This window comes from Alkalimonas delamerensis (genome assembly GCF_030717955.1).
Lineage (GTDB): Bacteria > Pseudomonadota > Gammaproteobacteria > Enterobacterales > Alteromonadaceae > Alkalimonas > Alkalimonas delamerensis.
In genome coordinates this window covers 104,612-124,464 of sequence record NZ_JAUZVY010000003.1, presented here as the reverse complement: position 1 = coordinate 124,464, position 19,853 = coordinate 104,612, and the positions used below count along the sequence as shown (strand labels likewise).

General features: G+C 55.7%; 21 protein-coding genes and 1 other RNA gene. 8 read left to right on the top strand and 14 right to left on the bottom strand.

Annotation, left to right across the window (positions count from 1 at the left end; all coding sequences use genetic code 11):
- Positions 1 to 184 precede the first annotated feature (184 nt).
- The 5 genes from rnpB to rsmI all read right to left on the bottom strand — a co-directional run bounded on the left by rnpB (position 185) and on the right by rsmI (position 2,612).
- Positions 185 to 551, bottom strand: an RNA gene (gene rnpB, locus Q3O59_RS08865) — RNase P RNA component class A.
- A 72-nt stretch (positions 552 to 623) separates the two neighbouring features.
- Positions 624 to 881 carry a type II toxin-antitoxin system ParD family antitoxin gene (locus Q3O59_RS08860; RefSeq protein WP_305945245.1) on the bottom strand — a complete coding sequence of 86 codons (258 nt, stop codon included), beginning with the start codon at positions 879 to 881 and terminating at the stop codon, positions 624 to 626.
- Between the two features lie 181 nt (positions 882 to 1,062).
- The gene (locus Q3O59_RS08855) at positions 1,063 to 1,362 is read right to left on the bottom strand and encodes a type II toxin-antitoxin system RelE/ParE family toxin (RefSeq protein ID WP_305945244.1); all 300 of its coding nucleotides are present in this window, start codon (positions 1,360 to 1,362) and stop codon (positions 1,063 to 1,065) included.
- Positions 1,363 to 1,632: a type II toxin-antitoxin system Phd/YefM family antitoxin gene (locus Q3O59_RS08850; protein WP_305945243.1), complete on the bottom strand. Its 270-nt coding sequence runs from the start codon at positions 1,630 to 1,632 to the stop codon at positions 1,363 to 1,365. It abuts the gene before it with no gap.
- 134 nt (positions 1,633 to 1,766) lie between these two features.
- Positions 1,767 to 2,612, bottom strand: a complete 846-nt coding sequence (gene rsmI, locus Q3O59_RS08845; RefSeq protein WP_305945242.1) for a 16S rRNA (cytidine(1402)-2'-O)-methyltransferase — start codon at positions 2,610 to 2,612, stop codon at positions 1,767 to 1,769.
- A gap of 79 nt (positions 2,613 to 2,691) precedes the next feature.
- Between rsmI and Q3O59_RS08840 the strand changes: the two genes are divergently transcribed.
- Genes Q3O59_RS08840 through dolP form a run of 4 tightly spaced genes read left to right on the top strand, consistent with a single transcriptional unit; the run spans position 2,692 to position 6,071 of the window.
- On the top strand, positions 2,692 to 4,530 hold the full coding sequence (locus Q3O59_RS08840) for a penicillin-binding protein activator (RefSeq protein ID WP_305945241.1): 1,839 nt from the start codon (positions 2,692 to 2,694) through the stop codon (positions 4,528 to 4,530).
- A gap of 1 nt (position 4,531) precedes the next feature.
- Positions 4,532 to 4,882 carry a YraN family protein gene (locus Q3O59_RS08835; protein WP_305945240.1) on the top strand — a complete coding sequence of 117 codons (351 nt, stop codon included), beginning with the start codon at positions 4,532 to 4,534 and terminating at the stop codon, positions 4,880 to 4,882.
- Between the two features lie 38 nt (positions 4,883 to 4,920).
- Complete coding sequence (locus Q3O59_RS08830; RefSeq protein WP_305945239.1) at positions 4,921 to 5,508, top strand: SIS domain-containing protein; 588 nt, start codon at positions 4,921 to 4,923, stop codon at positions 5,506 to 5,508.
- On the top strand, positions 5,505 to 6,071 hold the full coding sequence (gene dolP / locus Q3O59_RS08825) for a division/outer membrane stress-associated lipid-binding lipoprotein (protein ID WP_305945238.1): 567 nt from the start codon (positions 5,505 to 5,507) through the stop codon (positions 6,069 to 6,071). The genes Q3O59_RS08830 and dolP overlap by 4 nt, the downstream gene beginning before the upstream one ends.
- A gap of 40 nt (positions 6,072 to 6,111) precedes the next feature.
- Here dolP and Q3O59_RS08820 read toward each other — a convergent pair whose 3' ends face one another.
- Together Q3O59_RS08820 and Q3O59_RS08815 are read right to left on the bottom strand one after the other, a co-directional pair.
- Positions 6,112 to 6,789: a DUF599 domain-containing protein gene (locus Q3O59_RS08820; RefSeq protein ID WP_305945237.1), complete on the bottom strand. Its 678-nt coding sequence runs from the start codon at positions 6,787 to 6,789 to the stop codon at positions 6,112 to 6,114.
- A 61-nt stretch (positions 6,790 to 6,850) separates the two neighbouring features.
- Positions 6,851 to 8,872, bottom strand: coding sequence for a TonB-dependent receptor (locus Q3O59_RS08815; protein ID WP_305945236.1), 2,022 nt, complete (start codon positions 8,870 to 8,872; stop codon positions 6,851 to 6,853).
- Between the two features lie 182 nt (positions 8,873 to 9,054).
- Between Q3O59_RS08815 and folE2 the strand changes: the two genes are divergently transcribed.
- Entirely contained in the window at positions 9,055 to 9,960 is a 906-nt protein-coding gene (folE2, locus tag Q3O59_RS08810) for a GTP cyclohydrolase FolE2 (protein ID WP_305945235.1), read from the top strand.
- Positions 9,961 to 10,134: 174 nt separating this feature from the next.
- The gene (locus tag Q3O59_RS08805) at positions 10,135 to 11,685 is read left to right on the top strand and encodes an AbgT family transporter (RefSeq protein WP_305945234.1); all 1,551 of its coding nucleotides are present in this window, start codon (positions 10,135 to 10,137) and stop codon (positions 11,683 to 11,685) included.
- A gap of 29 nt (positions 11,686 to 11,714) precedes the next feature.
- Here the strand turns inward: Q3O59_RS08805 and Q3O59_RS08800 are convergent, their stop codons facing one another.
- Positions 11,715 to 12,398 carry a substrate-binding periplasmic protein gene (locus Q3O59_RS08800; RefSeq protein WP_305945233.1) on the bottom strand — a complete coding sequence of 228 codons (684 nt, stop codon included), beginning with the start codon at positions 12,396 to 12,398 and terminating at the stop codon, positions 11,715 to 11,717.
- A gap of 174 nt (positions 12,399 to 12,572) precedes the next feature.
- Between Q3O59_RS08800 and Q3O59_RS08795 the strand changes: the two genes are divergently transcribed.
- Positions 12,573 to 14,180, top strand: a complete 1,608-nt coding sequence (locus Q3O59_RS08795) for a sensor histidine kinase (RefSeq protein WP_305945232.1) — start codon at positions 12,573 to 12,575, stop codon at positions 14,178 to 14,180.
- Positions 14,161 to 14,835 carry a response regulator transcription factor gene (locus tag Q3O59_RS08790; protein ID WP_305945231.1) on the top strand — a complete coding sequence of 225 codons (675 nt, stop codon included), beginning with the start codon at positions 14,161 to 14,163 and terminating at the stop codon, positions 14,833 to 14,835. Before Q3O59_RS08795 ends, Q3O59_RS08790 begins: the two co-directional genes overlap by 20 nt.
- Positions 14,836 to 14,963: 128 nt before the next feature.
- Here Q3O59_RS08790 and Q3O59_RS08785 read toward each other — a convergent pair whose 3' ends face one another.
- The 6 genes from Q3O59_RS08785 to Q3O59_RS08760 all read right to left on the bottom strand — a co-directional run bounded on the left by Q3O59_RS08785 (position 14,964) and on the right by Q3O59_RS08760 (position 19,848).
- On the bottom strand, positions 14,964 to 15,524 hold the full coding sequence (locus Q3O59_RS08785; RefSeq protein WP_305945230.1) for a metal-independent carbonic anhydrase family protein: 561 nt from the start codon (positions 15,522 to 15,524) through the stop codon (positions 14,964 to 14,966).
- Between the two features lie 140 nt (positions 15,525 to 15,664).
- Positions 15,665 to 16,225 carry a response regulator transcription factor gene (locus tag Q3O59_RS08780; RefSeq protein WP_305945229.1) on the bottom strand — a complete coding sequence of 187 codons (561 nt, stop codon included), beginning with the start codon at positions 16,223 to 16,225 and terminating at the stop codon, positions 15,665 to 15,667.
- On the bottom strand, positions 16,218 to 17,522 hold the full coding sequence (locus tag Q3O59_RS08775; RefSeq protein WP_305945228.1) for a sensor histidine kinase: 1,305 nt from the start codon (positions 17,520 to 17,522) through the stop codon (positions 16,218 to 16,220). Before Q3O59_RS08775 ends, Q3O59_RS08780 begins: the two co-directional genes overlap by 8 nt.
- A 216-nt stretch (positions 17,523 to 17,738) precedes the next feature.
- Positions 17,739 to 18,086, bottom strand: coding sequence for a type II toxin-antitoxin system RelE/ParE family toxin (locus tag Q3O59_RS08770; RefSeq protein ID WP_305945227.1), 348 nt, complete (start codon positions 18,084 to 18,086; stop codon positions 17,739 to 17,741).
- Positions 18,083 to 18,337, bottom strand: a complete 255-nt coding sequence (locus tag Q3O59_RS08765) for a type II toxin-antitoxin system Phd/YefM family antitoxin (RefSeq protein ID WP_305945226.1) — start codon at positions 18,335 to 18,337, stop codon at positions 18,083 to 18,085. The genes Q3O59_RS08770 and Q3O59_RS08765 overlap by 4 nt, the downstream gene beginning before the upstream one ends.
- Before the next feature lie 74 nt (positions 18,338 to 18,411).
- Complete coding sequence (locus Q3O59_RS08760) at positions 18,412 to 19,848, bottom strand: PepSY domain-containing protein (protein ID WP_305945225.1); 1,437 nt, start codon at positions 19,846 to 19,848, stop codon at positions 18,412 to 18,414.
- Positions 19,849 to 19,853 lie beyond the last annotated feature (5 nt).

Sequence of the window (19,853 nt, the reverse complement as noted above, 5' to 3'; positions counted from 1 at the left end):
CCCACAAATCCCCACAATGCTACAGTTTAGGGCGCGGTTCTGACCCTTGTCAAGGTAAAAACCCAGCCAATTAGGCCGGAAAGATCCAGTAAAAATGCAGCCTGTGGCAAAACCACTGATTCTGTGGGGGAAAGTGGGTAAGGAGCCCAAACGAAGTGGGATTAAAAGCATGACAAAGGAGGGAAAAGTGAGTTGGCCAATAAGCCGGGTTCTGTTCCCTGTTTCCAGGGTGGCAACCATTCCTCTAGGATGCATGTCACCATGCACCTCAAGCAACCTACCCGCCCCCAACGCGGGCCACGCCATAGGGGGCCTATTTGGTCTTGCTCCGAGTGGAGTTTACCGTGCCACGAACTGTTGCCAGTCGCGCGGTGCGCTCTTACCGCACCCTTTCACCCTTACCTGATCCCGCAAGCGGGCCATCGGCGGTTTGCTCTCTGTTGCACTGGTCGTCGGCTCACGCCGCCCAGGCGTTACCTGGCACTCTGCCCTGTGGAGCCCGGACTTTCCTCCCCTTGCAAATGCAAGCAGCGATTGCCCTGGCCAACTCGGCGCGCAGTATACGTTAAATGCAGCCAAAGCGCAGGTATTATTTTTGGGCGGGGTTTCGCGAATTAAGGTGATCACGAATTTTCCGTTTGCATTCGCTGACGGCCAGCGGCTTTTATGGCAGCAAGATCAAGTGGCTTGGGTGTCCCGCTGGACTCACCTTCAGCAAGGGCCTGCCTCAGCATCGAAAGACGCTGTTGCGCCTGTTGATCTCTCCGAATGAGATCGCGAATGTATTCGCTATCATTGCCAAATTGACCGCTTTCAATTTGGCTTTTCACCCAGTTGTCTTGCTGTTCAGTTAGCGTGATGGTTTTCCGGTGCATGCTCATGGCTGCTACTCCTGACACACGAAGAGTATGATATTATCATGCTCCTTCAGCGCACCAAATCAAGGTCGACGCTGCTTCACCTCAGGGTCGCTTTTTCATAACCAAGTAAACTGAACTTACATTGTTAACTCACGTTGCAACAGAGCAAGCAAATTACCAGTTTTACCCCCACCATCACCGGTTATGTTTCTTTGGCTGGTAATTCAAGCTCCCTCTCACTTCGCCAGACGCGTATGATCACAACCTCATTTGCTTGCCTGAGATAGACAACTCGAAATGGCGCGTGAATCAATTCGCGAATATGATCCAGGTTGAATTCAGGAACAACCCGGCCAGCATCAGGGTGGAGTTGGAGCATTTCGCAATGCTCGAGGATTGCAGCCACGTAATCATCACCGATTTGTCGCACATCCTGCTCTTTGTAATATTCCTGAATCGTCTGTAAGTCTTCAAGAGCAGACTGTGCGATGCGTAATTCCATTTACTTGATGCCTAATTTTTGCTTGGCGTCCTCCAACGATACAGTGTTGCCCTCGCGAACGTCCACAAGCCCCTGCGCCACTGCTTTTACAAACCGCAATTCCTCGGCAGTTCTCTCATAATCCTCGAGCCCCTGCACCACAGCGACACCACGGCCACGACTGGTGAGCAGAATTGGCCGATGCGTATCCTGCGCTCGACCAACCACCTTTCCGGGATTGATTTTAAGGTCTGATAGAGGAATAACATCCTCGGAAAATTTCACGTGCATAGTGATTATCCAACCAATGAACTGGCACCATTAATAGCACCAGTTAACAGGTGCGGTCAAGAAAGTAACCGTTTTGATTTGCCGGGCCAAAATCAGGCCAAGGGCCCGATGCTGAATGAAAACAAGCAAACACCCTACTTTGGCTGCAAACTCAAACCATGCTGGTACAACGCATTTTTCTTCAGGCCGTGGATCTCGGCGGTCAGGGCGGCGGCTTTTTTCAGGGGCAGTTCTGCCATTAAAAGCTGAAGGGTGTGCTGAGCCGCTTCGCTGATCTCACTGTCGGCTTTGGCCGTCGGCGCTATCATCAACACCATTTCGCCCTGGCAGCGCTTGGCGTCTTCTTGCAACCATTGCAAAATGTCATCGGCGCTGCCGCGGGCAAAGTGCTCGAAGGCTTTGGTCAGCTCTTTGGCCAGCACCAGTTCGCGCTCTGCGCCGAACACTTGCTGCACATCCAGCAAGGTATCCTGAATGCGGCGCGCCGTTTCATAGCAGGCCACAGTGCCAACCCCGGCAGGAATGGCCTGCAGCTGATTCAGCCGCTGCTGTTGTTTCGCCGCCAAAAAACCAATAAACAGGAATTGGTCGGTCGGCAGGCCCGCCGCTGACAGCGCGGCAATCAGCGCACAAGGGCCTGGCACCGGCACCACCTGAATGCCAGCCTGCTGACAATGCCGCACCAGCTTGTAGCCGGGATCGCTGATCAGGGGGGTGCCGGCATCGGAAATCAGGGCAATGCTCTGCCCCTGCTGCAGCAGCGCCAACAACGAGGCCGCACGCTGCTGCTCGTTGTGATCGTGCAGCGCCATTAATTTGCTTTGAATGCCGTGGTGCTGCAGCAAACGGGATGAATGACGAGTATCTTCGGCCGCAATCCAATCCACCGTTGCCAGAATATCCAGGGCACGCTGGCTGATGTCGGCCAGGTTGCCAATCGGGGTTGCTACAATGTAGAGCTGTCCGCTTTGGGTGGTCATAAGGTCGCTTTTCGTTTGAGCTTCTGAGTGGGACTCAGTAAGATAGTGCCAGTTTTCCACTATGGTACTGGGCATTTTGATGAGCAGCAAACAAAAACCATGGCTGATGGCTGGCTTGTTCAGTCTGGTGTGCGTTGGCTGCGCACAGCAGCCATCGCCGGTCACCCCGGCCCCGGAACAGATCACTGAAGTCTCAGAGCTGTCCGAACCTGAGCAACCAAGCTACAGCGCGCAGCAGTGGCTGCAGCAAGCCGCCGCCAGCCAGGGTTCAGAGCAGCACAACTTGCTGTTGCAAGCGGCAAAAGCGGCATTGGCAGAATCCAACCCAAGGCTGGCGCGCGCCATCGCCAAAGAATTGGCTGAACAACAGGATCCCTGGCTGGATGCCCGCCTGCCCGCCATTGAGCTGCAGGCGCTGGTTCAGCAAGCCCACTACCCGGCGGCTTTGCAAAAAGTGGAGCGCCAGCAAGCCGCTCAACTGGCGCCGGAAGCCCGGCTCAGCTACAGCCTGGCGGCAGCACAGCTGTACCAGCAGCTGCAGCAACCGGCCCGAGCGGCTTACTGGTGGTTGCAGTGGGATCAACAAGCCAACCTGCAGCAACCAGAAGCCGACTACTGGGATCAGCTGTGGCAGCAATTGATTCAGCTGGATAGCCAACAATTGGAGCAGCTTCGACACAATGCCGGCGCCCGCACCCTGGCCTGGGTCCAGCTGAGCCAGCAGGTGCGCCAGAGCATCGGTCAGCCAGAAGCCCTGCAACAAGCGCTGACCCGCTGGCAGCAACAGCAGCCGCATATGCCGGCTTTATCGGAGCTGCCAGAGGCCATTCAGGCTTTGACAGCGCTAACGCCCTACCAGCCAGAGCGTGTTGCCGTCTTGCTGCCCTCGCAAGGCCAACTTCGGCCTCATGCGCAAGCCATCCAAAATGGCATCCTGGCAGCAGCCCGCTACCACCCCGATACCGAGCTGTTTTTTATCGACAGTCAGCAAGAAAACAGCAGCCTGCAGCAAGAGCTCAAGGCGCTGAACATCGATTTTGTCATTGGCCCCTTGCAACGCCCTCAGGTCGACCGGGTTCGTCAGGCCGACGACTGGCCATGGCCGACCCTCTTTTTGAATCACAGCAGCCAGCAGACGGATCCAAGCCGTGAGCAGTTCTTTTTTAGCCTCAGCCTGGAAGATGAAGCCAGCCAATTGGCGGAGCTGTTCCAGCAACGGGATTACCGTCGCCCGGTGGTGATCCACGCCCAGCACGGTGGCAGCGAGCGTTTGGCGCAACACTTCAGCCGTCAGTGGCAGGCGTACGGTCATCCAGCGCCAGAGCTGTACAGCTTTGCCGGCCGGGACGAGCTGGAGCCGATGATCGCAACGCTGCTGGAGCTCGACGCCAGCCGGCAGCGGGTGCGGCAAATCAGCCAGTTGATCCCAGGTGAAGTGGAGTCGGAGCCGCACAGCCGCCGTGACATTGATGCCGTTTACTTGATTGCCGATCCCACCCAGACCCGCTTATTAAAGCCATTTCTGGATGTGTCGGTCAGCTCCACCGCGCCCAGCCTGCCGGTCTATGCCAGCTCACGCAGCCACAGCATTCAGGCCGACCGTACCGATCACCGCGATCTGGCCGGCCTGACCTTCACCGAAATGCCCTGGATGCTGACCGCGCAGCAGCATCAGGCACTGCGCACTGACTTTGATCAGCTGTTTCCGGACCAGGATGAAAGCCTGCAACGCTTGTTTGCCATGGGCTATGATGCCCTGCAGTTGATTGGGCTGCTCAAACAGCAACAGCATCTGCCCGCATTGCGCCATCCGGGGCTGACCGGCGAGCTCAGCCTGAATTCGCAGCGGCAAATTCGCCGCCAACTGGACTGGGCCCGTTACAGCCAGCGGGCACTGCAACGCTTGCAGGCACCTTAATATGGCCAATACCCTGGGGGCAGTCTACGAGCAACTGGCCGAACAGTACTTGCAACAGCAAGGGCTGAATACGGTGGAGCGCAACTTCAGCTGCAAACTGGGGGAGTTGGATCTGGTGATGCGTCAGGGCAATCAGCTGATTTTTGTCGAAGTGAAGTACCGGGCTTCCGACGCCTACGGTGGGGCCAGTGCCGCCATCAGTCACCGACAGCAGCAAAAACTACTCCGCACCGCTCAACTTTACTTGCAGCGCAGCCGTCACCAAGGCCCCTGTCGCTTTGATGTGCTGACCATCAGCGGTGCCGAACCCTATCAGTACAATTGGATGCAAAGCGCCATTCAGGCAGGGTAAATTCATGCAGCCTCATACTCACCCAAACAGGACCAGCAATGCAGGATAAAATTCGCCAGCTTTTTAGCGAAACCATTCAAACCATGATAGCCACCAGCGAAGTGCTGGCCGAGCCCATTGAACAGGCGGCTTTTCGGATTGTCAGCAGCCTGATTGAAGGGGGCAAGGTCATGTGCTGTGGTGATGGAGCCAGTGCCGCTTTGGCGCAGCACTTTGCTCAGTTGTTGCTGGATCAGTTTGAAACCGAGCGGCCCTGCCTGCCAGCACTGGCACTGCAAGCGGATCACGGTGCCCTGCATGCCGGCGCAGGCCAGAACAGCGACTATCTGGCACGCCAGGTGAAAGCCCTGGGTCAGAAAGGCGATATTTTGCTGGTCATTTCTCTGCGCGGTAACGAACAAAGCCTGATTAAAGCGGTCGAAGCAGCACTGACCTGCGACATGAGCGTGATTGCTCTGACCGTCGACGGAGCCGATGAGCTATCAGGCCTGCTCAATGCACAGGATACCGAGCTGCGGGTACCGGCGCACCGCCATGCCCGGGTGTATGAATGCTATGCCTTTTTACTGCATTGCTTGTGCGAACTGATTGAACTAAACCTTTTCCCACAACAGGGGGAGTTATGAAGCACTACCGTATTTTGGCTTTGCTCGTCACCTTGGGTCTGCTGCAAGGTTGCGCCGCTGCTGTGCTGGCTGGTGGCGGCGCTGCCGTGGTCTCGGCGCAGGACAGACGCACTCTGGGCAGTCAGATTGACGACACCGGTATCGCGATGCGAGCCCGTCAGCTATTTTCACAGGAAGATTTAAACAAGCAAGGTCGCATCAATGTCACCAGCCACAACGGCGTGGTGCTTTTGACCGGCCAGGTGGAATCCGAACAGGTCCGGCAACGGGCTGGCCAAATCGCCCGCGATTTGCAGAGTGTGCGCGATGTGCACAATCAACTGCGGGTCGGCAATACCATCTCCTTGTCCACCCGCAGTCGCGACAGCTGGATCAGCACCCGGGTGAAAACCCTGCTTTTATCCGACAGCGACATCAGCGGCCTCAATATCAAGGTGACGACCGAAGATGGTGAGGTGTTTTTAATGGGGCTGGTGACACCGGCTGAAGCCGACAAAGCGGTCGAAATTGCCCGCCATGTCGATGGCGTCAACCGCGTCGTTCGGGCTTTCGAGATCCAGTGAAGGCTTTTTGGCTGAAACGGCAGCAACCGCGTTTCAGCCGTTAGCACTCCCGCAGCGCATGCAGCACCTTGGAATGAAACTCCCGCTGCTTCATGATCAGCACCACCACCACGGTCGCCATCATAAAAAATACCGGATCGATAAACCAGGCCAAAGCGGCCAGTGACAGATACATGGCGCGCAGGCCATAGTTAAAGGAGTGGCCGGCCTGGTCAATCACTTTGGCGGTGCGCAGTGCATAAGCCTGACGGTCGGCCTCTTCCATGCTGCGGCCATCCGGCGCAGCCCCGATCAAAACACCACCAAAGCCGTATTGGCGCAGCGACCAGGTAAACTGGAAAAAGGCAAACACGTAAATCAGGGCGATGCACAGCAGCTTCAGTTGCAAGGAGACTTCGGCCTGCGAACTCCAGGGCAGAATGTTGCGCAGCACCAGACTGATTTTATCGGCAGACGCCAGCGCCGTAAGCAAACCCGCCAGCACCAGCAGAGTGCTGGAGGCAAAAAAACTGACATTGCGCTCCAGCGTGGAAATCAGCCCGACATCGGCCATTTTGTTGTCGCGGCTGAGCATCTGTTTCATCCAGTCGTTGCGCTTGCGACGCAACTCAAACGACAAGCAGCTGACGGTTTTGGCCCGGCGTTTGGCGTAGAGGGTGTAACCCACCCAGATGGTTAAAAACCACAGGATTGCGATAAGATCCAACCAACCGGCCATAGCGACTCCTTCGTTTGCTGCCTGTGGCTGTTATACCACAGGCAGCGCTTTGGCCGAAAGCTCAGAAACGCAGCTGCATCCCTACCGTCAGATTACGGCCAGCCAGAGGCGCGTCTTCTTTGATAAAAGAGCTGTGGACAAAGGCCAGCTGATTGGTCAGGTTTTGCGCCTTGGCAAAGGCCATTAGCTCCCATTGCTGCCAGTGGAAATGGTAGTTCACTGCAGCTTCGACCAGGGTGTAGCTGTCGGTCGGCGTTTCATTGGCTGCTACCTTGTTCTGGCGGCCATGGTGCATGACTCCCAGCTGAGCCGTCCAGGCATCGGCAGTAAACTGATACTCGGCGCCCAGTCGAAACGGCGGAATGCGCGGCAAATTGCCACCATCACTCAGCCGGGCCCGCACCAGATCGCCCATCAGGCTGAGCTGATGATCCGGCGCCAGCTGCCAGCGCACACTGGCCTCTGCGCCATGCAAACGAGCATCGTCCTGCCGGTACTGATAGGCATCAAAGCCGGCAATTTCAAAGCCCAGATTGCTTAAATAGGCAAAATCATCAATCTGGTTGTAGAACAAATTCAGCTGGTACTGCACCTTCTCCAACTGACCACGCACACCGAAATCGACGTTGTTGGCTTTTTCCGCTTTGGATAAGCTGGCATCGCTGAGGATTTCCGTCTGGCCATCGCTGTGCGTCACTCGATAGGCGGTGCCGATCTCAAACGAGCGAGTGCCGACATGGATGCCATTGGCATAGAGTTCGTTGGCCGCTGGTGCCCGCTGGGCCTGGCTGAAGGCTGCAGTCAGCTGATGACCGTCGGCCAGCTGATAGACAGCACCGACCGACCAGCTAAAGAGGTTGAAGGGATCGCGGATATCGCGCACGCCCAGCGCATCCTCGACCTCGGAGGCGTTTTGCGTTAAACGTTCATAACGGCTGCCAAACTCAAACTTTAAGTCACCAAAACTGCGCTCTTGCAACAGAAAGACAGCGTGACTGTCGGTGTCGGTGTTGGGCGTAAAGGCCTCTTCACCCACCGCTTCATAGTCCCGCACGGTGCCGTGGTAACCGACAATGCCGCGCCAGCCTGAATCCAGTAAATAAGTGCCGGTCAGTCGCAGCTCCCACTGCTTGCTGGTAAACTCGGTTTCGGCTTCGCCCTCGTCGTATTCGGCATGATCGTAATCGGTAAAGGCCAGATCGGCGGTCAGCAGTTCCCAATTGGCATGCTGTGGCCGGTACTCGGCCGCTAAGGCAAGGCGTTGTTGATTCAGTTTAATTAGCTCACCATCGTCGTCATCCAGCGGGTCCTGCGGCCCTTCCGGCAAGCCGTATTCGCTGCTGATGTAGCCGTAACTGATGCCGACAAAGCCCCAGTCGGCGACATGGCTGGAGCCCAGATTCAGCACCTTATGCTCTGACCAGGAATTGTCCAGCCGCTTGCTACGAAAGCCCTCATCGCTCTGATACTCCGGCACCCGGTAGTCGTTGCCTTTGCGGTAATAACCATCGGCATGAAACGCCAGGCTCTCGGCTGCGCTGTCATGGGCAAAAGCCAGCGAGCGCTCAGCTGCAGCACTGTTAAAGCGCCCCTGCAACACGGTTTCTGGCTGTACCAGGGCCGTGCGGGGAATGCGGTTATCCACCACATTAATGACGCCACCAATGGCGCCACTGCCATACAATAAAGTAGCTGGGCCGCGCAGCACTTCAATTTGCTGGGCGGTAATGGCATCGGCAGTAATGCTGTGATCCGGCCCTTCGCGCGACACATCGCCGGTGCCCATGCCATTGTGGATCACCTGCACCCGCGGGCCATCCAAACCACGGATCACAGGGCTGGAGGCCACAGGGCCAAAGTAGTTGCCATGCACGCCGGGTTCAAATTTTAAGGTTTCGCCAATGCTGGCTTCGGTGCGCCGTACCAGCTCATCACCGCTTAATACCGAGACTGGCCCCGCCATCTCCACCACATCGCGCCGTAAGCCGGAAGCTCGCACTTCAATGCGTTCCAGCTGCGCACCGTCGTCCTGAACGTTATCAAAGGTGACTTCACCTGCATTCAAGACAGCAGGCAATGCCACAGCGACAGCTCAGGCCAGTGGGGATAGTTTTAACATCAGCAACTCCATAACAAACTTTTAAAATCCGCCGGCATGCTAAAGCAAGCAGAGCCCTATCGCAACAAAGCTGCGACCAGCAGGGGTGTGATAACGACAAAATGTGATAGTATCACATTTTGTCGTTGGAGCAGGAGTACACCAGAATGCAAACAGAGTTGCCGGATATTACCCGCGAAACCGTGCAGCAAACCAGCAGCAGGCTGGATGAAGTAGGCATGCAGCAGCTGGATTTGCTGCTGCAAGTATCCGATGGCGGGGATGCCATGGTGCAACCGGTCAAAGCCAGCATTGGCATTAATCTGCCAAAAACCGATGCGCGCGGCATCCATATGTCCCGCCTGTACCGTTTACTCAATGACTTTGCCGAACAGCAGCTGTGCACTCCAGCGAATCTTAAACAACTGCTGCAGCAATTGCTGCACAGTCACCAGGATTGTCACAGCGATCAGGTGCTGCTTGAGCTGTCCTTTGATCGCCTGTGCAAGCGCCCGGCGCTGCTGACGCCTGATCTTGCCGGCTGGCGCCGTTATCCCATAAAGCTGAAAGCCAGCCTGAGCCCCATAGGCTTTCAACTGAAATTTACCGTGGCGGTGCAGTATTCGTCGACTTGCCCCTGCTCGGCCGCCTTAAGCCGGCAATTGCTGCAGCAAAAGTTTCTGGCCGACTTTAGCGATGAAAGCCTGCCCAAAGCCAACGTAGCCGACTGGCTGCTGCAACACGGCAGCTATGCCACACCGCACAGTCAGCGCAGTGTCGCCAGCATTGAACTATCGCTGGCAGCGACTGCCTCCGGCTTTCCGATCAGTGCCGTCATTGAGCAGGCCGAAACGGCTTTAGCCACCCCGGTGCAAACGGCGGTCAAACGTGCCGATGAGCAGGAATTTGCCCGGTTAAATGGCGCCAATCTGATGTTTGTTGAAGATGCCGCGCGCCGCCTTGCTGCCAGCTTAAGACCACAGTACCCCGATGTTTGCATTGAGGTGCAGCATTTGGAGAGCCTGCATCCGCACGATGCTTATGCCCGAATTCATGCGTCCAGGGAGCCTTGATATCAACACAACCGACTGGTTACTTCGTGTAAAACGACGAAGTCGAGGATGAGTACGGAAGCAAGCCCAATTATATTTGCTGATGCTTGGCTTCAGGATGACAAACCTTGTCCCTAAGCCGTTTTTCTTTTAGGCTGCAGTGATTTTTTTAACAGACAACAACACGAGGTTTCCATGACAACCCCGGTCTCAGACAGTCAAACCGGCTTTATTGCTTTTGTGGAGCGTGTCGGCAGGCGGATCCCGGATCCGGTAATCATCTTTATCTATTTTCTGGTTGGCGCTCTGCTGCTGACCGCCCTGATGGGTGGTATCACCTTTGAAACCCATGGCGCGGGTGGCGTGCCTGTGGTGCATGAAATTCAAAACATGCTGGCACGGCAAAATGTGGTCTGGCTGTTTGATAACGCCTTGCTGGCCAACTGGCTGGGCTTTGGCGGCGGCGTGCTTGGGGTTATTCTGATTGTGATGCTGGGCGTGGGCATTGCCGAGCACTCTGGCTTGTTTGGCGCTGTGCTGAAAAAAATCAGCCGCGCCTTGCCGGTCAAATGGCTGCCACTGCTGCTGGTGTTTTTGGGCATTATGAGCTCCATTGCCACCGATGCCGGTTATTTGATTTTGATCCCACTGGCCGGTTTGCTCTATGCCGGCTTGGGTAAGAACCCTTTGATTGGGATGGCGGCCGCTTTTGCCGGCGTCTCGGCCGGTTTTAGCGCCAACTTGATCCCAGCGACGCCGATTGATGTGATCATTGGCGTCAATGCCCAGGTTTTTGCCGAAGCGCAGGGCATCCCTTTCGTCAATGCCGCAGGCGACGCCTTAACGCCAGCCACCATGCACTACTACTTTATCTTGGTGTCGACCTTTGTGCTGGCTGCCGTTGGCGCCTGGGTCACAATTAAGTTTGTCGGCCCACGGCTGGAGCACAAACCGTACACCGTTCCTGAAGATCTAAAGATTTCCGACTTTGATGTCACGCCACAAGAGCAGCGCGGTCTGCGCGCCTCTGGCATCGCCTTGCTGCTGGCACTGGCCGCAGTCGCAGCCCTGGCGCTGGGTCCCTTAGCACCCTACACCAATGAAGCTGGCCAGGAAGTGACGCCCTTTTTGAACAACATCATCCTGGTGATCACCTTTGTGTTTGCGGCCATCGGCATTGCCTTTGGCGTTGCCAGCGGCAAATTTGGCAGCATGATGGATGTGGTGAAAGCCATGGTGAAACAAATGGACACCATGGGCTACATTCTGGTGCTGACCTTCTTCTGCTACAACTTTCTGGGCGTGCTCAGTTACAGCGGCCTGGGGGCTTACATCACCTATCTGGGCGCCAATGCGCTGATTTTACTTGGCTTGCAAAGCTACCCGGTGCTGCTGTTAATTGGCTTTGTGCTGGTGACTGCGCTTATCAACCTCTTTGTCGGCGGGCTTACCTCGAAGTGGATGCTGCTGGGGCCGATTTTTATTCCAATGCTGTACATGGTGAACCCGGCGATGACACCGGATTTGGTGGCAGCAGCCTTTCGGGTCGCCGATTCGGCCACCAACATCATTACCCCAATGATGACTTACGCCGGCATTATTCTGGCCTTTATGCGCAAGTACAATCCTGAGCTGCGTTTTGGTGAAATGATTGCGATGATGCTGCCTTACTCGCTGGCATTTTTGGGAGTTTGGATCCTGCTGTTGGTGGGTTTCTTCAGCTTTGGCATTCCGTTGGGCTTTTAATCAGCCGTAATGCGAACAGGCGGATTGCTTTAACGGTAATCCGCCAAAATTGCTTCCAGACTGCCATCCTGCTTTAGCGCCTCCAGTGCCTTGTTTAAACTCTGAATGACCTCCGATGGCATGGCTGGATTGCAAGCCAGCCACAGTTCGAACACCCGCTCCGTGGTAGCGACCGGAAATACCTGAACGCCTTCACGGCGGGCTATAAAAGGCCCACCAACCGAGCCTGCCAGCCATAAATCAATACGGCCGGATTGCAGCATGGCTAAATTGACCGGAATCTCTGTCACCCGTTCTACGCGAAGGCCCAGGCTCTCGGCATAGTCGGTAAACGCGTCCTCCGTCTGGCCGCCAATACGAAACCCTGATACCGATGCAAAATCAGTAAAACGGCTTGCTGCAGGATCCAGACTAAAAAGCTGCACCGACTCCTGGCTCAAGGGCCCAACCCACTGATAGATATTTTCCCGCTCCTCACTGCGCACCGCAGAAAAAAAGCAGCTATCCAACTCGGTCTGGGTAAAGCGCTGTGCCCTCCCCCAAGGCACAATCGAAAAACGCCCGTCATACCCCGTATTGTGCAAAACCAACTGCAGCAAGCGCACATTAATCCCGCTGACACCATCTTTAGCGGGGTAACTCCAGGGGGGATAATCCTCCGTGTATAGATTGAGACGAAACGGCTCATCTGCCAGCACTGGATGGGCAGCCAAAAACAGAATTCCTATAAAAGAAACAAAGCGTTGAAGCACAGCATCGCCGATTGAATTAGGTCGGCTTTAAGTGTAGAAGCGCAGCGAGGCAATTGCCATAAGTTAACCCTTTTTTCATGAACAGCAGCCGCAAAATCTCTATACTGGCGACAAGACTCTCTGCGAGACCCGGCTATGTATCTGCGCAAACTGATCGTATCGCTCTGCATTCTGGTGGGCATCAGCCTGCTGCTGTCGGGTATTGGCTTTTGGGCACAACAAAATTCAGAGTTTCATACCAAGCGCAATCGCATTGCCAATCAAATGCTGACCGAGTTTATTTCATTGCGGGCGGATAAGCAGCGCTTAAAAGTCTGGCTGGCCGAGTACCTGCTGACAGAGGATGCCAACACCGGTTTTCGCGATACCTTGTTCCAACGGATGCAGCTGCAATTGGAAGCGCTCGACCAACTGGCCATTCGCGACCAGTTTTACAGCACCAGCGAAGCTGATTTGCAGCACATTATGCAGCAGGTGAAAGTAATCTCTTTGCTGCAATCCAACCTGATCACCTTGGAAAATGCGCTGAAAACCCGTGAAATTGCAGCTTATCAAGACGACATTGAGCGCTGGCGCACCCTGATTGCGCTGTTTGATAAGTTCCAGGATACCGACTTATCCGAACTGCTGCAGCAAGCCATTGCTGAGCAAAAGCAGCGGGCTGAAACCACAGAAACCGATGCACTGCATGCCTTGCAGCGGGTACAGCTGATTATGCTGTTGATCAGTCTGGCAGGCTTGCTGTTTGCCATTGTCATTGGCTGGCATTTATCCCGCTCTCTTAGCCGGCCGCTGCAACACTTGTTGGCGGGTACCCAGCAACTGCAACAAGGACATTTTTCGCACCGCATTGAGGAACAAGGCCCAAAAGAGTTTGCCGAGTTGGCCCGGCAATTTAACCTGATGTCAGGCTACATCGAAGCCTTTGCCCGGCAGGAAAAGCAAAGTCAGCATGCCACAGAGCAACAGGTGAAAGATCGGACAGCCGAGCTGCAACACGCATTGGCCCAGTTGCACCATGCCGAGCAACGGCAAAAGCAACTGCTGGCCGATATCAGCCATGAGCTGCGCACCCCGGCGACCAGCATTCAGGGTGAAGCCGAGATTAGCCTGCGCGGCAAAGACAAAGACAGCAGCGAGTACAAAGAAGCCTTTGGTCGCATTCTCGCGGCCAGCCAGCAACTGAGCCGCCGCATCGATGATTTGTTGCTGTTAGCGCGAGGGGAAGAGCGTCTGCTGCAAGTGCATCTCACCCACGTTCCGTGGCAGGATTTTCTGCAACACTGTCAGCAAAGCATCCGGCAGCATTTACGCAGCGATACCCGTTTTACGCTGGAGCCCCTACCGGATCTGCCCGCTTCAGCCTGGCTGCTGCTGGATCTGGATAAATTCGCCAGCGTTCTTCGCATCCTGACCGACAATGCCCAACAGTACTCTGAGGAAAGGCCCTGCCTGACCCTAAGCATCACCACTCATGGCAGCGAACTGGTGCTGGAGCTGGCCGACCAGGGCATTGGCCTCTGCCCGGAAGACACCTCCAGGCTGTTTCAACGGCATTACCGCTCTGCAGCTGCCCGCCAGGCCAGGCCGGATGGCTTGGGCATTGGTTTGTGCATTGCCAAAGCCATTATGGAAGCGCAGGATGGCGGCATTGCCCTGCTGCCCAACTCACCCAAGGGAACACGGGCTCGCCTGTGGCTGCCTCTTTTTACTGGACAGGATCATGAAAGTACTGATTATTGAAGATGACGATAAAGTGGGCAGCTTTTTATCGCGTGGCCTGAAAGCGGAGGGGTACCTGACCTTGCTGCTGCAGGATGGCCGCGCCCTGATGGATGTCTGCCGTCAGTTTGAACCCGATGTGATTGTGCTGGATCGGATGCTGCCACACCAGGATGGTTTGCAGTTGTGCCAGCAAATTCGCAGTCAGGCGATCCCCGCCAGAATCTTGATTTTATCGGCCTTGTCGGAGGTGGATGAGCGGGTAAAAGGCCTTCGAGCCGGCGCCGATGACTACCTGGGAAAACCTTTTCACTTTGAAGAGCTGCTGGCGCGCATTGAGGCACTGTTTAAACGGGACCTGGGTCAGACCCAGTCACGGCAATTGCAGGTTGCGGACTTGCAACTTGATTTGGACAGCATGCAGGCGCAACGCGCGGGTGTACCGCTCAACCTGACCGCCAAAGAGTTGGGCATTCTGGAGTTGCTGATGAGCAACAGCGGCAAGGTCTTTAGCCGGGAACGGATCCTGACCAATGTGTGGGGCTTGAACGAAGATCCATTGACCAACATCGTGGATGTGTATATGGCACGGCTGCGAAAGAAAGTTGATGAGTCGCATGTCGTTAAATTGCTGCATACCCGGCGTGGGCTCGGCTATTGCTTGCAACCGGAATAAAAAAGGGCTGGCCGCAGAGGAGGGATGGCCAGCCAAACTGGGTTGGGATGAACAACTTTCCAGAAAAATTACCAGGTTACTCAGTAAACACTTGCCAATAAGCAACGGCTTCCTTGCCGTGGCCCCCTTTAGTTGGCACTAAAGGGCAGTGACGAATGGTGCAGTACGATGCGCAGGGCACCCTGATCGTCTTTTTTGAAGCCCCAGGTTTTGTCAACCGTAGTCACAGCGCCATTGGCGTCGGTCAACATCACATGCCCCATGGTCAAGGCTAAATCACCATTGATGTAGACGGCGGCGTTACGAAATTCGTAACCGGCCCAGCCTTTCAAGGCAAAACCGCTGTCGGCCGGGTAAGCACTGTTACCACCGACAAAATAAGCCAAAGCGCCCTCGTAACTGGTACGGAAGGTTTGCTCACCACTGGCCAACGTAGGCTTGAACAAGACAGCACCGTGGCCATAACCATAAGCCGCATCCAGTACTGAGCGTGCTTTTTGCTCCGCCTGATCACGACCACCGTCCTTGTAGGCTGAGCTGATGGCAATCAGCGCTTGCCCCCAGGCCTGCTGGGCGGCTTTGACCTCAGCTTCGGTGATGTTGTTGTTGACCACCGGCGCCGCAACCACTTGCAGCGCAGCCAGGCTGAGCACAGTGCCAGAAATAATGGATACAATTCGAGTCGACATAGGTTTTCCTTTTCAGTGAAAGGTGCTCTCACACCGGACAAGGACTACTCTACTACCCGGGTATGAAGGGAAAACCGACAAAGGGATGAACACAACACAGCGAACAGATTAAAACAAGATGAACAGCACCAACACAGCAGTTAAGGTCGACGCTTCAATAGCTTGCGCTGCAAAGTACGACGATGCATGCCCAGAACCCGGGCTGTTTGCGAGATATTGCCCCCCTGCTCGGCCAGCACCCGCTGGATATGCTCCCACTCCAGTTGCTCCGGGCTTAGCAAACTGGGCGCCGAAGCAGACTCTGGCTGTTCACTTGCCGGGGAGCCTGGCTCTGTAGACAAGAGCGGACCACACAGCACCTGGCGCAACTGCTGAAAATCGACCGGTTTGGTCAGGTAATCGTCGGCACCGGATTTTACCGCCTGCACGGCATTGGCGATGCTGCCATAGCCAGTTAACAGCACAATACGGCAGTTGGGCAGCGCCGCGCGTAGCGGTTCAACAAAGCTCAGACCAGACTGGCTGGCAAACCGCAAGTCCAGCAAGTAGGCATCGGCCTGTTCGGCGATCAACTGGTCGCTGGTACAAGGCTCAGCAAAGGCCACCACGCTGGCGCCAGCTTGTTCAAAACGACGCGTCAGGGTGCGCAACAGCACCACATCGTCATCGACCAGCACCAGCTTGATGGGTTGTTCAGTCATGCCGGGGCCTTGGCAGCTCAATGCAGGTAAGGGCGCCATCGGCCAGATTGCTGCGCACGACCTTGCCGCCCAATCGTTCGATGCTGGCATTGGCCAGAAACTGACCGATACCAAGCCCTTGGCTACTAAGCTGTGGCAAATGCCCCAGCTCCTGCAAGCGCTGCTCGGAAAAACCCTCACCATAATCACGAATGCGGATGCTGCAATCTTGTGCGTTGAGCTGACAGCTAATGGAGAGCTTTGGCTGTTGCCGAGCCAAGCCGGCATCGGCAGCGTTATCCAGGATATTCAGCAAGGCCGCGGCCAGGCTTTGCGGCTCTGACAATAAAAAATCAGCGGCCTGGCTGTCAAACTGACAGTCGGCTTCAATATCAGGCCGGCTGGCCAACCAGCGCTGCACCGTTTGCTCGGTCAGCTTGAGTACCGGCTCGGCTTGCTGCGGCTGGCGCAGACTGCCAGCATCCTGACGCAGCTGCTGCACCAGGTGCTGGCAGCGTTGCAATTGCTGTTGCAAGTCCTGCAACTGGTCACTTTGGGCGGCGTCGACCTCAAGCTCGTCGGCAATCAATGCCATGGTCTGAATGGGCGTGGCTAAATCATGTGCGGCATTGGCGGCAAAGGTGGCCAGCGCCAGCATTTGCTCCTGGCGCAGCTGTTGTTGCTGCAACTGATTCAGCACTCGGGCTTGCTTGCGAATTTGCCGGGCCTGAGCACTGATAAACCAACTGATCAAGGCCGCAGAAAGCGCAAAGGCCCACCACATTTGCAGCAGATGCTGATCGAAACTGCCATGGCCAGCACCATGATGCGCATGCGCTGCGCCAGCCGCGTGCTCCGGCTGCAACTCAAGCCAACCGCCAGCAATCGGCAGTGCGCTGATATCCCCTAATTGCATCAGCAAGCTGTATGCCAGCACCGCGATCAGCGCCACCAAATAACACAAGCGGCCCGGCAGTAGCACCGAGGCCATCGCCACCGGCAGCAGCAGCAGCGCGACCAAACCATTGCTGACCCCACCGCTTAACACCAGCATGCAGCAGAGCAACACAATATCCGCCAACGCATAGAGCGCATACAAACGCATGCTGTACTGGCTTGCATTGGGCAATAATGGCAGTAACACATTGGAGGCAGCAAAAAGCACCAGCAAGAGCCCAAGCAAAGGCCAGGAACTGACCGGGTAATGCAGCAACCAGGCGGCCAGCATCGCCAGCGCAATAAAGCCAATCACCCCCCAACGAAAGCGGGCCAACTGGCGCAATTGATGCTGCGGTTCTAGAACGGTCAGGGAAAGCATGACACACAGGTTCCACAAAAAGACGGCTGCCAGGCAGCCGTTGCAAAATGTCATTACAGACTATCGCACAGCAGTGGAAAAGTCTGCAACAAGGATAGCGGCTGCCAGCCAAAAGCACCATGCGACATAGTGTCGCAGCTGATCGCATCGCAATTAAGAGTTCGCTGTTAAGGGAATGCCATGAGTCGTATCGCAGCCAGCATTAGTAACAGGACGTCAGGGCAACAAACTGTATGCAATCAGCAGTTGCTGAGCGCTTTGTTTTTGCCGTAAAAAAGCCATCACAAAAGCGGTATCCTTATCGGCATCGTAGCGATAGAGGATTTTGTATTTATCGACCGTGATTTGTCGGTAGTCGGTCACCCCCAACCGCTCCAGCTCATAGCAAAGTGGAAACTGCAACGGCCCAGGGCTCATTTGCCCTACGTCTAACCGCTCTTTACAGTACCCAAGCAATTGCTCCGCCAATGATAACGCTTGCTCGGCACCCAGAAATTCGGTCATATAGCGGGTTAGCATTAGCAGGGTCTGGTGCGCCAGTTGGGTCACCACCAGTTGCGTCATTCTGACGCTCCGCGAAGCGTTTGGCGCAACTGCTGTAGGCTTTCATCCAGCGTTAAGGTATGACCATCACGGATATCGCGCTCAGCCAGGTTCATCAACTTTAGCAAGGCAATGCCTTCATCCCGCAGGCGGGCGCTGGCTTCAGACTCTATCCGATACACCGCTTTACCACCTTGCGTCACCACAATCGGTTCTTCAAGTTCCAGCTTGGCAGCATGCTGTTTGATGTAACTGATGGTTTCAATACGCATTGCAAATCCGGCCACAGGCTCTAAGTAGTCTTTTAATAGACTATTTATAGCCTATCACCTGACTCTGAGCAAGATTAACGCCGTCTAAGCCGCATCGCGAAGCCCATGCCGGCCAGCAGCAAAACCAGTGCCATCATGCCAACCACCAACCTATCGCGGCCATCGCGCCCCAACCAGGGCTGCAAAATGTTCCATTTGTGCACAAAGGAAAAGCTGTAACGTTCAAAGCGGCTGCTGCGGCTTTGTTGCTCCACCAACTGACCACTGGCACTGTCGACAAAAATACGTCCCTTGGCATAATCGAGCTGCCAGACCGGCAGGCGCTTGTTGCGAAAATCGTAATCCGGCCCAAAACGCTGCACCAGCTGTTGTCCGGATATCGCTTCGGGTGTCAGGCCAATAAAGCGCTCCGCCAACAGCTGCGCATACGAAGCATCGTCCAGCGCCGGCGCATTTGGCAGCAGAGGGATAAAGAGCGCCCCACGCTCGGATGCCTGACCAGCAAAGCGGCTGTGGCGGTCGGCCTGCTGGGCGGCATTGTGCAGCGACAAACGCCAGTACCAGTGCGAAGCGGGCCCTTGCACCAGGCTGGCACTGTTTAGCACCGCATCTGTCGGCAAAGCGCCTGCCGGCAGCTGCCAATGCTCTGGCAATGGCTGGGCGCTACTGGCCGTTAAGCCCAGTGTATCGGGCTTGACGTACTTGTAGGCAAAGTGGTAGATGCCAGTCAGCAAATACAAGGTTACGGGCAGCAATAACCCCCAGGACAATAGATAGTGCCAGCGGCGCAGGCCGCGACGTTTTGCCTTAAACGGCAGGCGCAGCAACAGCCAGCCACCGGTTAGCACCAGCAACAAGGCACTGCCCAACAGCACTGTCATCACCAGAGCTTTGATAATCGGCACCCCATCCAGCCACTGCCAGCTGTGAAACTGGCGAAACAGCGCCTGCAAACTGGTTTTATAGCTGTTGGTGATGCCTGCCATGCTCAGGGTTTCGGTATGCACATACAGACTAAGCCCGGAATCAAAATCGACCTGCCACACCGGCAATAAGCGATTGACCGACGGGTAGGCGCTGTCGAATTCGGTTTGCAAACGGCTGCTGCGAACCTGGGTCTCCTCCAAACCGCTGTAATGACTGGCCAGCCAAATAGCCATTTGCTGATCGCTGATAGCAGCTCCTTCTTCATGCAAGGTCAGGTACTGGCGTGGGCTCTGCAAATCCGAGGTCAGCTGCAGCAGCACTTGCCGCTGGTAAGGCACCAGCTTCACCAGCGACTGGGCAGGCAGATTGGCTTGCTGCAACCGCTGCATGGCCTGGTTCAGCTCGGCTTCGCTCAAGCTCAGTGTCGGCGGTCGCATGGTGACGGCCTGCGGTCCGGTCCAACTCATGATGGGGTGCGTGACGCCAGTCAGCGCAAACAGCATCAAAGTGATGCCACCCAACCAGAGCAACCCACGGTGCCAGCGCACCAACTGACTGGTGCGAATTGCGTTTGATGTGGTCATGGCTG

Bases quoted from the DNA above. Each gene is read 5' to 3' on its own strand.
- Q3O59_RS08860 (WP_305945245.1), bottom strand. From the start codon at position 881: ATGAGCATGCACCGGAAAACCATCACGCTAACTGAACAGCAAGACAAC.
- Q3O59_RS08855 (WP_305945244.1), bottom strand. From the start codon at position 1,362: ATGGAATTACGCATCGCACAGTCTGCTCTTGAAGACTTACAGACGATT.
- Q3O59_RS08850 (WP_305945243.1), bottom strand. From the start codon at position 1,632: ATGCACGTGAAATTTTCCGAGGATGTTATTCCTCTATCAGACCTTAAA.
- rsmI (WP_305945242.1), bottom strand. From the start codon at position 2,612: ATGACCACCCAAAGCGGACAGCTCTACATTGTAGCAACCCCGATTGGC.
- Q3O59_RS08840 (WP_305945241.1), top strand. From the start codon at position 2,692: ATGAGCAGCAAACAAAAACCATGGCTGATGGCTGGCTTGTTCAGTCTG.
- Q3O59_RS08835 (WP_305945240.1), top strand. From the start codon at position 4,532: ATGGCCAATACCCTGGGGGCAGTCTACGAGCAACTGGCCGAACAGTAC.
- Q3O59_RS08830 (WP_305945239.1), top strand. From the start codon at position 4,921: ATGCAGGATAAAATTCGCCAGCTTTTTAGCGAAACCATTCAAACCATG.
- dolP (WP_305945238.1), top strand. From the start codon at position 5,505: ATGAAGCACTACCGTATTTTGGCTTTGCTCGTCACCTTGGGTCTGCTG.
- Q3O59_RS08820 (WP_305945237.1), bottom strand. From the start codon at position 6,789: ATGGCCGGTTGGTTGGATCTTATCGCAATCCTGTGGTTTTTAACCATC.
- folE2 (WP_305945235.1), top strand. From the start codon at position 9,055: ATGCAAACAGAGTTGCCGGATATTACCCGCGAAACCGTGCAGCAAACC.
- Q3O59_RS08805 (WP_305945234.1), top strand. From the start codon at position 10,135: ATGACAACCCCGGTCTCAGACAGTCAAACCGGCTTTATTGCTTTTGTG.
- Q3O59_RS08795 (WP_305945232.1), top strand. From the start codon at position 12,573: ATGTATCTGCGCAAACTGATCGTATCGCTCTGCATTCTGGTGGGCATC.
- Q3O59_RS08790 (WP_305945231.1), top strand. From the start codon at position 14,161: ATGAAAGTACTGATTATTGAAGATGACGATAAAGTGGGCAGCTTTTTA.
- Q3O59_RS08785 (WP_305945230.1), bottom strand. From the start codon at position 15,524: ATGTCGACTCGAATTGTATCCATTATTTCTGGCACTGTGCTCAGCCTG.
- Q3O59_RS08780 (WP_305945229.1), bottom strand. From the start codon at position 16,225: ATGACTGAACAACCCATCAAGCTGGTGCTGGTCGATGACGATGTGGTG.
- Q3O59_RS08775 (WP_305945228.1), bottom strand. From the start codon at position 17,522: ATGCTTTCCCTGACCGTTCTAGAACCGCAGCATCAATTGCGCCAGTTG.
- Q3O59_RS08770 (WP_305945227.1), bottom strand. From the start codon at position 18,086: ATGACGCAACTGGTGGTGACCCAACTGGCGCACCAGACCCTGCTAATG.
- Q3O59_RS08765 (WP_305945226.1), bottom strand. From the start codon at position 18,337: ATGCGTATTGAAACCATCAGTTACATCAAACAGCATGCTGCCAAGCTG.
- Q3O59_RS08760 (WP_305945225.1), bottom strand. From the start codon at position 19,848: ATGACCACATCAAACGCAATTCGCACCAGTCAGTTGGTGCGCTGGCAC.